A 14,265-nucleotide genomic window follows, 5' to 3' on the forward strand; every position below is an offset into this window, starting at 1 on the left:
CCGCTCGCTCGCCCGGCCGTCAGGGGGTGGGGACGCTCGGTCGGTGCTCGACGGGCAGGCGCAGGTGCAGCGCGAACCCGTCGCCGGGCTGCGGTCCCGAGTCGAGGCGGCCGCCGAGGAGCGACGCGCGTTCGCCGAGCCCGATGAGCCCCAGGCCGGACCCGGGCAGTTCGAGCCGGTCGGCACGTGCGGGCCCGTTCACGAGGTCGACGAGCACCTGGTCGCCGTGCAGCCGACCGCTGATCCGGACCACGGCGCCGGGGGCGTGCTTCCGGACGTTCGTCAGGCCCTCCTGCACGAAGCGGTAGACCGCGCGCTGCACGGGCAGGGGCAGGGTCTCGGGCAGGTCGACGGCCGCGTCGGTCTCGAGCCCGCTCGCGGCGACGAGCCGGGGCAGGTCGGCGAGCACGGGCTGCGGGGCGATCTCCCGGTCGGTGCCGCCGGACGCCCGGAGCACCTGGACCATCTCGCGCAGCTCCTGCAGGGTCACGACGCACAGCTGCCGGATCGTCCGCGCGAACGCCCGCTCCTGCTCGTCGCGCCCGGCCATCTGCACGCCGCCGGCCTGCACCGCGATGAGGGTCACCTGGTGCGAGACGACGTCGTGCATCTCGCGCGCGAGCAGGGCGCGTTCGCGGGAGAGGGCGACCTCGGCGGCGCGACGCCGTTCCTCGGCACGGGAGGCCCCGAGCTCGGCGATGCGGTCGACCAGGTCCGCGCGGGTCCGCACGAGCAGGCCGATCGAGAGCGGGCCGAGCGCGAAGATGAGCGCGTACACGATCGACACCACGATCTCGTCGAGCTGCTGCGGTGGGCCGACGACGAAGCCGCTGAACCCGACGAACTGCACGACGGCGGCGAGGAGCATGAGCCACCGGCGGTCCGTCCGCTCACCGAGCGTGAAGAGGGCGATGCTCGCTGCGACGACGCCGGAGCCGATGAAGAGCCCGGGCATGGTGAGCGCGAAGGCCAGGACGGGGAGCCGCCGGCGGAGGACGAGCGCACCCGCCGCGACGAGCGACAGGGTGATCTCGGTCGTCGTGGCGCCCGCGATGTCGAGCACGGCGTCGACGACGGCGGCCGCGAGGAAGAGCGCGTCGACCAGCCACCACGGGGCCGGGTGGGCGCGCGCACGACGGAGGCCGACGTCGACGAGTGCGTCGAGCCTCCCGTCCGTCCGCGCCAGCAGTCGTCGGACGCGACCGGACGGAGCGGGCTCAGCCATCGAGCAGCCCGGCCTCCGCCGCGCGCAGCGCGAGCTGGACGCGCGTGGTGACGCCGAACGCGGCGAGGAGGGCGCGGACGTCCTCCTTCACGGTGCCGGTGCTGACGCCGATGCGCTGGCCGATCTCGGGGTTGCTGGCACCCTCGGCGACGAGCCGCACCACGGCGTGCTCGCGGTCGGAGAGCTCCGGCGCCGGCGTCGACGGCCGGTGCGCGAACAGGCGGGTGCGGTCCACGCCCGGTGCCAGGACGATGCCGCCGCGGGCGAGCGCCCGGACGTACTCGGCGAGCGACTCCGGGTCGGTGTCCTTGAGCAGGAACCCGGCGGCGCCGGACTCCATCGCCCGGGTGACCACCTGCGTGTCGGTGTCGAACGTGGTGAGCATCGCCACGGCGGGCGGCTCGGGCAGCTGCCGGAGTGCAGCGAGCACCTCGAGCCCGTTCACCCGGGGCATGCGCACGTCGAGCAGGACCACGTCGGGGGCGTGCCGGCGCACGGTCTCGACCGCGTCGACGTCACCGCTCGTGGCGACGACGTCGATGTCCGCCGCTGCGCCGAGGATGAGTTCGAAGCCGTACCGGACGAGCGTCTCGTCGTCCACGATCACCACCGAGGTCACGGGCGTCATCTTGTCACGGCGTTGGCTTCTCGCATCCTGATCGCTACTGTGAGGACAACTGGTCATGTCCGCACAGGACCAGCTGGGCGAGGACCGCCCGGAGTCGACGAGCACCGGAGCACGAGGACCGCATGACGAGCCGCATCACCGAGGGGGCCGAGCCGAAGCACCAGCAGCTGCGGCGGATCCTGCTCGACCTCGCGACCGCCCGACTCGCGCCCGGCGCGGCGATCCCCTCGGAGCGGCAGCTCATCGCCGAGTACGGGGTGTCCCGGATCACGGTGCGCGAGGCCCTCGGACAGCTCGTCAACGAGGGCTACCTGGAGCGCGTGCGCGGCAAGGGCACCTTCGTGGCGCACCGTCCCGTGCAGTCGACACTGCACCTGGCGTCCTTCACCGAGGAGATGCGTGCGCTCGGCCACGTCCCGACGACCGTCGTGCTGGTGCGCGAGGAGCGGGTCCCGCCGGCCGACACCGCGGCCGCGCTGCGCCTCGACGAGGGCGACACGGCCCACCACCTGAAGCGCCTGCGGATGGCGGACGGCGCACCGGTGTCCGTCGACGACGCCTGGCTCTCGGCGACGGCGTACCCGGGCCTGCTCGACCAGGACCTGTCCGGGTCGGTGTACTCGCTCGCGGCGGACACGTACGGCGTGCCGATCGACCGGGCGCAGCAGACGGTGGCGGCGAAGCCCGCGGCCGACGACGTCGCGACGCTGCTCGGGACCAGGACCGGGGCACCCCTGCTCGAGTTCGACCGGGTGTCGTACTCGGGGGACCGGCCCGTCGAGCACGCCCGGTCCTGGTACCGGTCCGACCGCTACCGGGTGCAGATGGAGGTCACCGCCCGACGGCCGGGGGCGTAGCGCGCGCTGCCGCCCGCCCGCCCCCGCGGCCGGAGCCGAGCCTCGGCTCCGCGGACAGGTTCGCGTTCGTGCGCCCGCGAAGACGTCCGCTGGGCCGAGACTCGGCAGGGTTCCCCCGCGGTCAGACCGTGTAGAGCGTGGCACCCTCGGGCACCGTGGTGCCGACCGAGCGCTGCTCGACCGAGTCCGGCGCACTGCCGAGCACCACGACCGGGCAGACCGGGGAGTAGCCGGCGGCCTCGATCACGCTCGGGGTGAACCGCACGACCGGGTCCCCGGCGTGCACGGTGTCACCCTCGGCCGCGAGCAGTTCGAAGCCCTCGCCCCGCAGCTGCACGGTGTCGATGCCGACGTGCACCAGGACGTCCGTCCCGGCGGAGCCCTGCAGGGCGAAGGCGTGCGGGTGGAGCTTGACGATCGTGCCGTCCACCGGGGCGACCGCGGTCACCGAACCCGCGACATCCGTCGGGTCGACGGCGACCCCCGCACCGACCAGCTGCCCGGCGAACACCGGGTCGGGCACGTCGGCGAGTGCGACGACCGGGCCCGCGAACGGGGTCCGGACCGCGGTCACAGTTCGTCCTGGATGTCCTGCGCGAGGTTGTCCGCGATCGGACCGACGATGACCTGCCACCCGGTGCCGCCGCCGACGACGGCCTGCGCGCCCGCTGCCTGCAGGGCGGCCTTGTCCACGAGGTCGCCGTCCTCGACCTCGACGCGGAGGCGCGTGATGCAGCCCTCGACCTCGTCGATGTTGTCCGCGCCACCCAGTGCGGCGATGATGTCGGCTGCCTTGATGTCGGCCATCGTTTCCTCCTCGTTGCGGATTCCGTGCCGGGTTGACACGCATCTGGTCACCGGTTCAGACTACGGAACTGGTCATGACCGGACAGGACCGGACCCGGCGGTACCGCCGAGGCTACCCGGGGTCCTCGCATGACTCAACTCACCCCTGCGCCCAGCTCCACCCGATGACGAGAGGAACGCCGATGAGCACCGCTGCTGCAACGGACGTGCCGGACGAGAAGACCCCGAAGAAGCAGTCCAGGCTGTTCGCGAACGCCCAGCGCCTCGGTCGGAGCCTGCTCCTGCCGATCGCGGTCATGCCGGCCGCGGGCATCCTGCTCCGCCTGGGGCAGTCCGACATGCTCGGCGCCATCCCCGGCTTCGAGCAGGGAGCCTCGATCGTCGCTGCGGCCGGCAACGGCGTCTTCACCTGGCTGCCGCTGCTCTTCGCGGTGGGCATCGCCATCGGCTGGGCGAAGAAGTCGGACGGGACCACGGCGCTCGCCGCGGTCGTCGGCTACATGGTCGTGTACGAGGTCTGGAAGGCCATGTCGCCGATCGTCCTCGCGGGGGTGAAGGACGCGAACGGCGAGCAGGCCACCATCAACTTCGGTGTCCTCGGCGGCATCGTGATGGGACTCGTCGCGGCCGTGCTCTGGCAGCGGTTCCACCGCACGAAGATGCCGGACTTCCTCGGCTTCTTCTCCGGCCGCCGTCTCGTCCCGATCCTGACGGCCGTCGCCGGTCTCGTCATCGCGGTGCTCATGTCGTTCGTGTACCGCTACTTCGACATCGCGCTGACCGCAGCGGGCCAGGCCGTCGCGGACAACGCGGTCATCGGTGGTGGCGTCTTCGGCTTCGTCAACCGCATGCTCATCCCGATCGGCCTGCACCAGCTGCTCAACTTCTTCCCGTGGTTCCAGCTCGGCAGCTTCACGGCGGACGGCGTGACCTACCACGGCGACATCGCGCGGTTCCTGGCCGGCGACCCGACCGCGGGCATCTTCCAGACCGGCTTCTTCCCGATCATGATGTTCGCGCTGCCCGCCGGTGCGCTCGCGATCTGGCGGAACGCCAAGCCGCAGAACCGCAAGGTCGTCGGCGGCATCATGATCTCGGCCGCGCTCACGTCGTTCGTGACGGGCATCACCGAGCCGCTCGAGTACTCGTTCATGTTCGTGGCGTTCCCGCTCTACGTCATCCACGCGGTCCTCACCGGGACCTCCCTGGCGCTGGTCAACGCGCTCGGGATCCGGGACGGGTTCTCATTCTCGGCCGGAGCGATCGACTACGTGCTGAACTTCGGCAAGGCCGACGGGGCGATCTGGCTCATCCCGATCGGTCTGGCGTACGCGGTCGTCTACTACTTCCTGTTCTCGTTCGTGATCAAGAAGTGGAACCTGCGGACGCCGGGCCGCGAGGACGACACGATCGCCGAGAACACGATCGACGCGGCCACCAAGCCCTGATCGCTCGCTGATCCTGCTCCGGACGGGAGGCGCGGTACCGGCTGGCACCGCGCCTTCCGTCCGTCGCTCGGCTGATTTTGACAACCGTTATCAGCAAGCCGTACGCTCGCACCATGCAGAACCGTCGCCTCCTCGCCCTGCCGCTCGTCGCCGGCGCCGCAGCCCTCGCGCTGAGCGGCTGCGCCACGTCCTCCGCCTCCGGTGAGGCCTCGGGTGACGGCACCGTCCGGATCGTCGCCTCGACGAACGTCTACGGCTCGATCGCGCAGGAGATCGGCGGCGACGACGTCGAGGTCACGAGCATCCTCGACGACCCGTCGCAGGACCCGCACTCGTTCGAGTCGAGCGCGAAGACGCAGCTCGCCGTGTCCAAGGCCGACCTGCTCATCGAGAACGGCGGCGGGTACGACGACTTCATGACCACCCTGGCGAAGGCATCGAACACGACGGCCGACACGATCAACGTCGTGGAGCTCTCCGGACTCGACCAGGGCGGCGACGCGGAGTTCAACGAGCACGTGTTCTACGACTACCCGACGATGGTGAAGCTCGTGGCCGACCTCGAACAGCGTCTGACGAAGCTCGACTCCGCGCACGCCGACACCTTCGAGCGCAACGCGAAGACCCTCACCACGAAGCTCGACGACCTCGAGTCGCAGACCGCAGCGGCCAAGGAGAAGGTCGACGGCGAGAAGGTGTCGTACACCGAGCCCGTCCCCGGGTACCTCTTCGACGCGATGGGGCTCGACAACGTGACGCCCGAGGCCTTCGCCGAGGCCATCGAGGAGGGCGACGACGTCCCGCCGGCCGCGCTCAACGACACCCTCAAGCTGTTCACCGGCAAGCAGGTGCGGCTCCTCGCCGTGAACGAGCAGACCTCGAGCCCCGAGACCGAGCAGGTCCAGAAGGCCGCCGAGCAGGCGGACATCCCGGTCGTCGGTGTCACGGAGACGCTCCCGAAGGGGGAGGATTACGTCTCGTGGCAGCAGGCGAACATCGACGAGATCACGGGGGCGCTCGCGAAGTGACCGCGGTCCAGACCCCCTCGCGAACCGCTGCGGCCCCCGGCCGTGGCGGTTCCGCCGTGCTCGCCCTCCGTGACGCGGCGCTCTCGTACGGATCGCGGACCCTCTGGTCGCACCTCGACCTCGACCTGGCGCCGGGCGAGTTCGTCGCGGTGCTCGGGCCGAACGGTGCCGGCAAGACCTCGCTCCTGCGCACCGTGCTCGGCCAGCAGCGCCTGACGGGCGGGACGATGTCGTTCCTCGGGCAGCCCGTCCGTCGCGGGCACCGGAGGATCGGGTACATCCCGCAGCAGCGCCTCATGGAGTCCGGCACGCCCCTGCGCGCACGGGACATGATCGCCCAGGGGGTGACCGGCTCCCGGTGGGGTGTCCTACCCGCCAGCCGGGCCGAGCGCGCTCGGGTCGACCGCATCCTCGACGAGGTCGGTGCGACCGCGTTCGCCGACGCCCCGGTGGCCGAGCTGTCCGGCGGTGAGCAGCAGCGCACCCGCGTCGGGCAGGCCATCGCCGCGGACCCCGCACTGCTCCTCTGCGACGAGCCGCTCATCTCGCTCGACCTCCGCCACCAGCGGGGCGTCACCGAGCTCATCGACCGGCAGCGTCGGCAGCAGGACGCCGCCGTGCTCTTCGTCACCCACGACGTCAACCCGATCCTCGACGTCGTCGACCGGGTCCTCTACATCGCCGGCGGGCGCTTCCGCATCGGCGCCCCCGACGAGGTCCTGCGTGCCGACGTGCTGAGCGACCTCTACGGCACCCCGGTCGACGTCGTCCGCACGATGGGACGGATCGTCATCGTCGGCGCCAACGAGGCCCACGACCAGACCGGGGCGCACCACCACTGCGACGCCGACCCGCACACCACCACCCCGGACGAAGGACGCATCTGATGGACGTGCTGTCGACCGTCTTCTCGTTCCAGGACTACGGCGAGCTCCTGGTCCTCGTCCAGAACTCGATCTGGGCCGGCGCCGTGCTCGGCATCGTCGGCGGGCTCATCGGCCCGTTCGTCGTCGCGCGGAACATGCCCTTCGCGGTGCACGGCATCTCGGAACTGTCCTTCGCCGGGGCCAGCGCCGCCCTGCTGTTCGGCGTCAACGTCGTCACCGGGTCGCTCGTCGGCTCCGTCGTCGCAGCGCTGCTCATCGGGCTGCTCGGCTCGCGGGCCCGCGACCGCAACTCGATCATCGCCGTGCTCATGCCGTTCGGTCTCGGGCTCGGCATCCTCTGCCTCGCGCTGTACAAGGGCCGGGCGGCGAACAAGTTCGGGCTGCTGACCGGGCAGATCGTCTCGGTCGACAACCCGCAGCTGACCTCGCTGGTCGTCGTCTCCGCGATCGTCGTCGTGACGCTCCTGGTGATCTGGCGCCCGCTGATGTTCTCGTCGGTCGATCCCGACGTCGCGGCCGCTGCCGGGGTGCCCGTGCGGACCCTCGCGATCGTGTTCATGCTCGCGCTCGGGCTCGCGACCGCGGTGTCGGTGCAGATCGTCGGCGCGCTGCTGGTGCTCTCGCTGCTCGTCACCCCTGCTGCCGCCGCGCTCCGCCTGACCTCGCACCCCGTGGTCGTCCCGGTGCTCTCGACGGTGTTCGCGGTCGTGTCGGTCGTCGGTGGCATCCTGCTCGCACTCGGCGGCGGACTGCCGATCAGCCCCTACGTCACGACGATCTCGTTCGTGATCTGGGTCGTCTGCCGGATCGTCGGCAGCCGCAGGGACAGACGCGGACGCGACCGCATCGCGGACCGTGAGCAGACCGACGGAGGCGTGCCGCGCCTCCCGGCCGGGACCGACGCGTCGACCGACGCGACCCGCAGGGAAGGAGTCACCGCGTGAACGCCGTGCAGAAGCCGAAGCGGAACACCTGGCAGCGGGAGGCCGTGCGCAGCGCGCTCTCCGGCACCGAGGGGTTCGTCAGTGCGCAGGCCCTCCACCAGCACCTCCGGGACGGTGGTTCCACGATCGGACTGGCGACCGTGTACCGGGCGCTCGCCGACCTGGCGACCGAGGGCGACGCCGACTCGCTGCAGCAGGACGGCGAGTCGCTGTACCGCGCGTGCACGACCGACGCGCACCACCACCACCTGATCTGCCGGAACTGCGGCCGCACGGTCGAGATCGAGGCGGACCCGGTCGAACGGTGGGCGCAGGAGGTCGCGGCGGCGAACGGCTTCACGAACGCCAGCCACGTCGTCGACATCTTCGGCGAGTGCGCGGTCTGCACCGCGGCGCGCACCGGCGAGTAACCTCCCGCGCATGCACGTCATCCTGGTGCCCGGGTTCTGGCTCGACGCGAGCGCGTGGGACGAGGTGGCGCCCGTGCTGCAGGAGGCCGGACACTCCGTCCAGGCGATCACGCGGACGGGCGACACGCTCGACGAGCAGGTCGCCGGGATCGTGGCGGTCCTCGACGCCGTGGCCACGCCGGACGAGCCCGTCGCGCTCGCCGGGCACTCGGGTGCGGGTCCGATGGTGCTCATGGCCGCCGATCGACGACCGTCGCTCGTGGCGCACCTGCTCTACGTCGACACGTTCCCCGGGCCGGACGGCGCCGTCGTCAACGACGAGCTGCCCGTGGTCGACGGGGTCGTACCGCTGCCGTCGTGGGACGTCTGGGAGCCCGCGACCGTGCGTGACGTGACGCCCGCGGTGCGGGAGGACCTCGAGCGCCGGGCGGTCCCGGAGCCCGCGGCCGTGGCGTCCGACCCCTTCCACTACACCGACCCCGCGCGGCGCGCGATCCCGGCGACGGTGGTGTCGTGCGAGGTCCCGGCGACGGACCTCGCGGCGATGGTGGCGGAGCACCATGCGTGGACGACGGAGCTCGTCGCCGTCGAGGACCTGACGATCGTGGGGCTCGAGACCGGGCACTGGCCGATGGTCACGGCTCCGCGGGAGCTCGGCGCGCTGCTGGTGCAGGCGCTGGCGCCGCGGCCGACCGCGGGACCGTAGGCCGCGGGCGCGTCCGGGCTCGTCCGGGCGCGTCCGGGCCTCCTGGCCGTCCTCGTCGCACGACTTGCCGCGCGCATCCGTCCTGGTCGCACGACATGCCGTCTACCGAGCCGCCCGACGGCACGTCATGCGACCGGGAGTGCCGAGACAGGCCGGACCGGAACCGGCGTGACGGGGCCGAGCCGCGCCTCCAGGCCGGTACCGGTGCGACCCGGACGGGAGGCCCGGCTTGCGACACGCGCGGCCGTCCCGTAACGTTGACCCCTGGTCCGCCGCGTCCGCGTGGCAGACCCAGTTGTTCCAAGCCCTCCGACCGTCGCGTACGCCGCGGTCGCGCGGTGTCTGCGGGTCCTTCGACAGGGTCAGCGGGCCTGGGCGGCGCGCACAACCCCCTCGCTGCGGTCACCTCACGGTGACGAGCGCGTGCGTGCCAGGCAAGTGACCTTGGGAGCGGCCGTCCGGTCGCTCGGTACCTCAGGAGGAAACCATGGCAGCAGTGTGCCAGGTGACCGGAGCCACCCCCGGCTTCGGACACAACATCTCGCACTCGCACCGCCGGACGAAGCGTCGCTTCGACCCGAACGTGCAGAAGAAGACGTACTACGTGCCCTCGCTTCGTCGTAACGTCACGCTCACGCTCAGCGCTAAGGGCATCAAGGTGATCGACGCACGCGGCATCGAGTCCGTCGTCAAGGATCTCCTCGCCCGTGGGGAGAAGATCTGATGGCCAAGAAGGGTCAGGACGTCCGTCCGATCATCAAGCTCCGCTCCACCGCGGGGACCGGGTTCACCTACGTGACCAAGAAGAACCGTCGCAACAACCCGGACCGCCTCGTGCTCAAGAAGTACGACCCGGTGATCCGCAAGCACGTCGACTTCCGTGAGGAGCGCTAAGCATGGCGAAGAAGAGCAAGATCGCGAAGAACAACCAGCGCGCCGAGGTCATCGCGCGCTACGCCGAGCGTCGTCTCGAGCTGAAGAAGGCCCTCGTGGACCCGAACGGCACCGACGAGTCGCGTGAGGCCGCCCGCGTCGGCCTGCAGAAGCTCCCGCGCGACGCGTCGCCGGTCCGCTACCGCAACCGCGACGCCATCGACGGTCGCCCCCGTGGCCACCTCGGTGAGTACGGCATCAGCCGTGTCCGCTTCCGCGACATGGCCCACCGTGGCGAGCTGCCGGGCATCACGAAGAGCTCCTGGTAAGCACCAGCACCACCGAACGCCCCGTCCCTGCAGAGGGACGGGGCGTTCGTCGTTCCCGGCCCGAGCGGGGTACACGGTCGCCACATCCGTCACTCGGACCCCTCCAGACCCTCCACAACCCCGGAAATCCGGGCGAGTCGGTCGTCCGGACCCCGCTCGGCTGGTAGGTTCGCTGACGGTTCCGCCGGGCGTGCTCGTCCGCGGGGCCACCACGTCCAGGGCACCCCGCTCCGGGCGGGCGGGCGTCCCGGACGTCCCACCGACACTGCAAGAAGTCCGAGGAGGACATCCATGGCTGACAAGTCACTGAACCGCACCGAGCTCGTCGCTGCCGTCGCGCAGGAGTCCGGCCAGAGCCAGGCCACCGTCAACGGCGTCGTCGACGCGCTGTTCAGCGTCGTCTCGTCGTCGGTCGCCGACGGCACCAAGGTCACGATCCCGGGCTGGATCGCCTTCGAGAAGACCCACCGCGCCGCGCGCACCGGCCGCAACCCGCAGACGGGTGACGCCATCGAGATCGCCGCGAGCGACTCGGTCAAGGTCAGCGCCGGCTCGAAGCTCAAGGCTGCCGTCAAGTAGGACCGCTCAGCACCACCGGGAAGGGACGGCTCCGGCCGTCCCTTCCGTCGTTCCCGGGCGGCTCCCGTGTCCGCGGTGCCCCGGCCGGTCCTGCACGGCCTGGAGGCGCGGCGCACCGCCCACAGGTCGACCCACCCGGCGTGCCGTGGTCGGTCGGGCACCGCCTAGGCTTGTCGGGTGGACCGGATCGCACGCATCGCCGGCCCCGCCGTGCTGCTGCTCGTCGGGTTCGTCTCCCTCCTCGTCGCCCTCGTGATCGGCGGCGGGGCGGATCGCGCACTCATCGCCGACCCGGGCGCGGTCGTGCGCTTCGGGCTGCCGATCGCTCGGCTCGTCGTCGACCTGTCCGCGGCAGCGACCATCGGCGGGCTCGCGCTCACCATCGTCGGACTCTCCCGCACCCGCCCCGAGTGGAACCGCGCGATCGACGTCGCCGCCGGTGCCGCCGGGGTCTGGACCGTCGCCGCCGCCGCCACGACCTTCTTCACGTTCCTGTCCGTCGCCGGGTCGGCCCTCAGCCTCGACGAGCAGTTCGGCCAGTCGATGGGGGTCTTCCTCACCGGCACCGACCTCGGCACCGCGTGGCTGGTCTCCGTGCTCATCGCCGCCGCCGTGACGGTGCTCTGCTTCGCCGTCCGCGGGCGGGGCATGGTCGCGTTCACCGCCGGCGTCGCGATGGTCGGGCTCGTGCCGCTCGCGCAGCAGGGGCACGCCGCGGGTACCGCGAGCCACGACTCGGCGGTGACCGCCCTCGGGCTGCACCTGGTCGGCGCGGCCCTGTGGGTCGGTGGCCTGCTGCTCGTCGTGCTCCTGCGGAACGTGCTGCCCGGTGACCGGTTGCCGCTCGTCGTCGCGCGGTACTCGAGCATCGCGCTCGGCTGCTTCGTGCTCGTCGCCGTGTCCGGCACGGCGTCGGCGATCATCCGCATCGGCGCCCCGGCGAACCTCGCCAGCCCGTACGGCGTGCTCGTGCTCGTGAAGACCGCCGCGCTCGTCGGCATCGGCGTGCTCGGCGCGGTGCAACGTCGTCGTGCGATCCGGTCGCTCACCGACGCCCCGGAGCGCCGCGGTGCGTTCTGGACCCTCGTGCTCGTCGAACTCGCCGTGATGGGCATCGCGAGCGGGTTCGCCGCAGCGCTCGGACGGACCGCGACGCCGGCCGGCGAGGTCGCCCTCAGCAAGACGACGAACCCGACCCCGGCCGAGCTGCTGACCGACGACCCGCTCCCCGCGGCGCCGGGGTCGTGGGGTTGGCTCACCGCCTGGAACATCGACCTGTTCTGGCTGCTGGCCGCCGTGCTCGCCGCTGCCGCGTACACCGCCGGCGTGGTCCGACTGCGGCGTCGTGGTGTCTCCTGGCCGGTGCGCCGCTCCGTCGCCGCCGCGATCGCGGTCGTCACGCTGGTCCTGGCGACGTCGGGATCGCTGCACACCTACGACCGCTTCCTGGTGTCCGCCAACGTCGGCGCGCACGTGCTGCTCGGCCTGGTCGTCCCCGCACTCCTCTGGGCGGCCGCGCCCGTGCAGCTCATCCGGTCCGCCGTGCACCCGCGCGACGACGGCTCGACGGGCGTCCGCGAGTGGACGGGCCTGCTCGTCGACAACGGCGTGGTGCGGTACCTGGCGCAGCCGTTCCCGTCCTTCGTGCTCCTGGCCGCGGTCTGGTGGGGGCTCTACGCCACCCAGGTCCTGCGCTGGTCGGTGAGCGACCCGTCCGGCCGCACCCTGGTCGACGTCGGGCTGCTGCTCGTCGGGCTGTCCGCCGTGCCAACGCTCCTCACCCCGGTGGCCGCTGGTGCCCGGGCGGCGAGCACCGGCGCGGCGCTCGTGCGGATCGCGGGCGCGGTCGTCGTGGCGGCGGGCACCGTCTCGCTCGGCATCGCGATGCAGGGGCCCCTCGGCCTGCTCCAGGCGTCGTGGTTCGGCGCGATGGGCCGCGAGTGGGGACCGACCCCGATCGACGACCAGGCCCGGGCCGGAGTCGTGCTCGTCGTCGCGGGGATCGCGCTGCTCGTGACGGTCGTCGTCGTCACGGTGCTCCGACTGCGCGGCGACCGATCCGCGCCCGACCGTGCGCCCGCCACCGGGTCGGCGAGCACGGCACCGGACCCGGCACCGGCGTCCGGGACGGCCGAGCGGTGAGCGTCGAGCTCAGCGCCGAACAGCGGGCGGTGTTCGAGTACATCGAGCACACCCGCGACCACGTCTTCATCACCGGACGCGCGGGCACGGGCAAGTCGACGCTCCTCAACCACCTGTCGTGGAACACCGAGAAGCAGGTCGTCATCTGTGCTCCGACCGGCGTCGCCGCGCTCAACGTCGGCGGGCAGACGATCCACTCGCTGTTCCGGCTGCCGATCGGGCTCATCGCCGACGCCGAGCTCCGTCAGGGGCCGGAGACCCGGAAGCTCCTCAACACGATCGACACCCTCGTCATCGACGAGGTCTCGATGGTGAACGCCGACCTGCTCGACGCGATGGACCGGTCGCTCCGCAAGGCCCGCGGACGGCAGTTCGAGGCGTTCGGCGGCGTGCAGGTCGTCATGTTCGGCGACCCGTACCAGCTGCCGCCGGTCCCGGGCGACGGCGACGAGCGGGCGTACTTCACGGACCACTACCGGTCGATGTGGTTCTTCGACGCGAAGGTCTGGCTCGAGGCCGAGCTGCACATCGTCGAGCTCGCGACCGTGCACCGGCAGCGTGACGACGCCTTCGCGGCGATGCTCACCGCGGTGCGGCACGGTCGGGTCACGGCCGACATCGCCGGACAGCTCAACACGGCCGGAGCCCGGCCGGCGCCCGACGACGCCATCACCCTGGCGACCCGGAACGACACGGTCGCGCGGATCAACAAGGCGGCCCTCGACCGGCTGCCGGGCACGGTGAAGACCGCCAGGGCCGACGTCAACGGCGACTTCGGCGGGCGGAACTTCCCGGCGGACGAGGCGCTCGAGCTGAAGCCCGGCGCGCACGTCATGTTCCTCCGCAACGACCCCGACCAGCGCTGGGTGAACGGCACGCTCGGCGTCGTGACCACCATCCGGGACACCGTGTGGGTCGACGTCGACGGGGAATCCTTCGAGGTCCAGCCGTCCGTGTGGGAGAAGTTCAAGTACTCCTACGACCCGGACAAGAAGGAACTGAAGAAGGACACCGTGGGGGAGTTCCAGCAGTTCCCCCTGCGCCTGGCCTGGGCCGTGACGATCCACAAGTCCCAGGGCTCGACGTACGACCGCGCGGTGGTCGACCTCGGCAACCGGGTCTTCAGCGCCGGGCAGACGTACGTGGCGCTGTCGCGGCTGACGTCGCTCGAGGGGCTCTACCTGACTCGTCCGCTGCGGCCGCAGGACATCATCGTGGACCTCGACGTCCGACGCTTCATGTCGGAGGCGCCGCGGGTCGTGGCGACCGAGCTCGAGGCAGCGCCCGACCCCGACGGCGACTGACGCGCCGGCCCCTCCGCCCCCCCCGGTGTCGGACGTCCGCCGATCGGGCCAGATCCGTCACGGTCGTCACCCGCCGATCGGGCCGGATCCGTCACGGT

General features: G+C 71.8%; 17 protein-coding genes. 13 read left to right on the forward strand and 4 right to left on the reverse strand.

Annotation, left to right across the window (positions count from 1 at the left end; all coding sequences use genetic code 11):
• Positions 1 to 19: 19 nt before the first annotated feature.
• Positions 20 to 1,225 carry a histidine kinase gene (locus tag Q9R28_RS07665; RefSeq protein WP_066651791.1) on the reverse strand — a complete coding sequence of 402 codons (1,206 nt, stop codon included), beginning with the start codon at positions 1,223 to 1,225 and terminating at the stop codon, positions 20 to 22.
• Entirely contained in the window at positions 1,218 to 1,844 is a 627-nt protein-coding gene (locus Q9R28_RS07670; RefSeq protein ID WP_200884149.1) for a response regulator transcription factor, read from the reverse strand. The genes Q9R28_RS07665 and Q9R28_RS07670 overlap by 8 nt, the downstream gene beginning before the upstream one ends.
• A gap of 131 nt (positions 1,845 to 1,975) precedes the next feature.
• On the opposite strand from Q9R28_RS07670, the gene Q9R28_RS07675 reads away from it, so the two are divergent.
• Positions 1,976 to 2,710 (forward strand): GntR family transcriptional regulator, encoded by a 735-nt coding sequence (locus Q9R28_RS07675; RefSeq protein WP_066651794.1) that lies wholly within the window; start codon positions 1,976 to 1,978, stop codon positions 2,708 to 2,710.
• A gap of 121 nt (positions 2,711 to 2,831) precedes the next feature.
• On the opposite strand, the gene Q9R28_RS07680 is transcribed toward Q9R28_RS07675, so the two are convergent.
• Both Q9R28_RS07680 and Q9R28_RS07685 read right to left on the reverse strand, forming a co-directional pair.
• A complete protein-coding gene (locus Q9R28_RS07680; RefSeq protein ID WP_311205810.1) occupies positions 2,832 to 3,284 on the reverse strand; it encodes a PTS glucose transporter subunit IIA in 453 nt (150 codons plus the stop codon).
• The gene (locus Q9R28_RS07685) at positions 3,281 to 3,538 is read right to left on the reverse strand and encodes a PTS transporter subunit EIIB (protein WP_268746776.1); all 258 of its coding nucleotides are present in this window, start codon (positions 3,536 to 3,538) and stop codon (positions 3,281 to 3,283) included. Before Q9R28_RS07685 ends, Q9R28_RS07680 begins: the two co-directional genes overlap by 4 nt.
• A 161-nt stretch (positions 3,539 to 3,699) precedes the next feature.
• Here Q9R28_RS07685 and Q9R28_RS07690 point away from each other — a divergent pair, with 161 nt between their 5' ends.
• From Q9R28_RS07690 to Q9R28_RS07745, 12 genes are all read left to right on the forward strand, one after another.
• A complete protein-coding gene (locus Q9R28_RS07690) occupies positions 3,700 to 4,965 on the forward strand; it encodes a PTS transporter subunit EIIC (protein WP_311205811.1) in 1,266 nt (421 codons plus the stop codon).
• 113 nt (positions 4,966 to 5,078) lie between these two features.
• Positions 5,079 to 5,993 carry a metal ABC transporter solute-binding protein, Zn/Mn family gene (locus Q9R28_RS07695; RefSeq protein ID WP_311205812.1) on the forward strand — a complete coding sequence of 305 codons (915 nt, stop codon included), beginning with the start codon at positions 5,079 to 5,081 and terminating at the stop codon, positions 5,991 to 5,993.
• A gap of 56 nt (positions 5,994 to 6,049) precedes the next feature.
• Entirely contained in the window at positions 6,050 to 6,880 is an 831-nt protein-coding gene (locus Q9R28_RS07700; protein WP_235426445.1) for a metal ABC transporter ATP-binding protein, read from the forward strand.
• Complete coding sequence (locus tag Q9R28_RS07705) at positions 6,880 to 7,824, forward strand: metal ABC transporter permease (protein WP_311205813.1); 945 nt, start codon at positions 6,880 to 6,882, stop codon at positions 7,822 to 7,824. The genes Q9R28_RS07700 and Q9R28_RS07705 overlap by 1 nt, the downstream gene beginning before the upstream one ends.
• Complete coding sequence (locus tag Q9R28_RS07710) at positions 7,821 to 8,234, forward strand: Fur family transcriptional regulator (protein ID WP_081984565.1); 414 nt, start codon at positions 7,821 to 7,823, stop codon at positions 8,232 to 8,234. The genes Q9R28_RS07705 and Q9R28_RS07710 overlap by 4 nt, the downstream gene beginning before the upstream one ends.
• Positions 8,235 to 8,244: 10 nt before the next feature.
• Complete coding sequence (locus Q9R28_RS07715) at positions 8,245 to 8,940, forward strand: alpha/beta hydrolase (RefSeq protein WP_311205814.1); 696 nt, start codon at positions 8,245 to 8,247, stop codon at positions 8,938 to 8,940.
• Positions 8,941 to 9,427: 487 nt separating this feature from the next.
• Positions 9,428 to 9,664, forward strand: coding sequence for a 50S ribosomal protein L28 (rpmB, locus tag Q9R28_RS07720; protein ID WP_022903747.1), 237 nt, complete (start codon positions 9,428 to 9,430; stop codon positions 9,662 to 9,664).
• Entirely contained in the window at positions 9,664 to 9,834 is a 171-nt protein-coding gene (gene rpmG, locus Q9R28_RS07725; RefSeq protein ID WP_022908193.1) for a 50S ribosomal protein L33, read from the forward strand. Before rpmB ends, rpmG begins: the two co-directional genes overlap by 1 nt.
• A 2-nt stretch (positions 9,835 to 9,836) precedes the next feature.
• On the forward strand, positions 9,837 to 10,142 hold the full coding sequence (gene rpsN, locus Q9R28_RS07730; RefSeq protein ID WP_022903745.1) for a 30S ribosomal protein S14: 306 nt from the start codon (positions 9,837 to 9,839) through the stop codon (positions 10,140 to 10,142).
• A 291-nt stretch (positions 10,143 to 10,433) separates the two neighbouring features.
• Positions 10,434 to 10,721 carry an HU family DNA-binding protein gene (locus tag Q9R28_RS07735; protein ID WP_058727660.1) on the forward strand — a complete coding sequence of 96 codons (288 nt, stop codon included), beginning with the start codon at positions 10,434 to 10,436 and terminating at the stop codon, positions 10,719 to 10,721.
• Between the two features lie 177 nt (positions 10,722 to 10,898).
• A complete protein-coding gene (locus tag Q9R28_RS07740; protein WP_311205815.1) occupies positions 10,899 to 12,863 on the forward strand; it encodes a cytochrome c oxidase assembly protein in 1,965 nt (654 codons plus the stop codon).
• Positions 12,860 to 14,167: an ATP-dependent RecD-like DNA helicase gene (locus Q9R28_RS07745; protein ID WP_209684228.1), complete on the forward strand. Its 1,308-nt coding sequence runs from the start codon at positions 12,860 to 12,862 to the stop codon at positions 14,165 to 14,167. The genes Q9R28_RS07740 and Q9R28_RS07745 overlap by 4 nt, the downstream gene beginning before the upstream one ends.
• The last annotated feature ends 98 nt before the right edge of the window (positions 14,168 to 14,265 follow it).

Source organism: Curtobacterium sp. BRD11, assembly GCF_031844345.1.
GTDB lineage: Bacteria > Actinomycetota > Actinomycetes > Actinomycetales > Microbacteriaceae > Curtobacterium.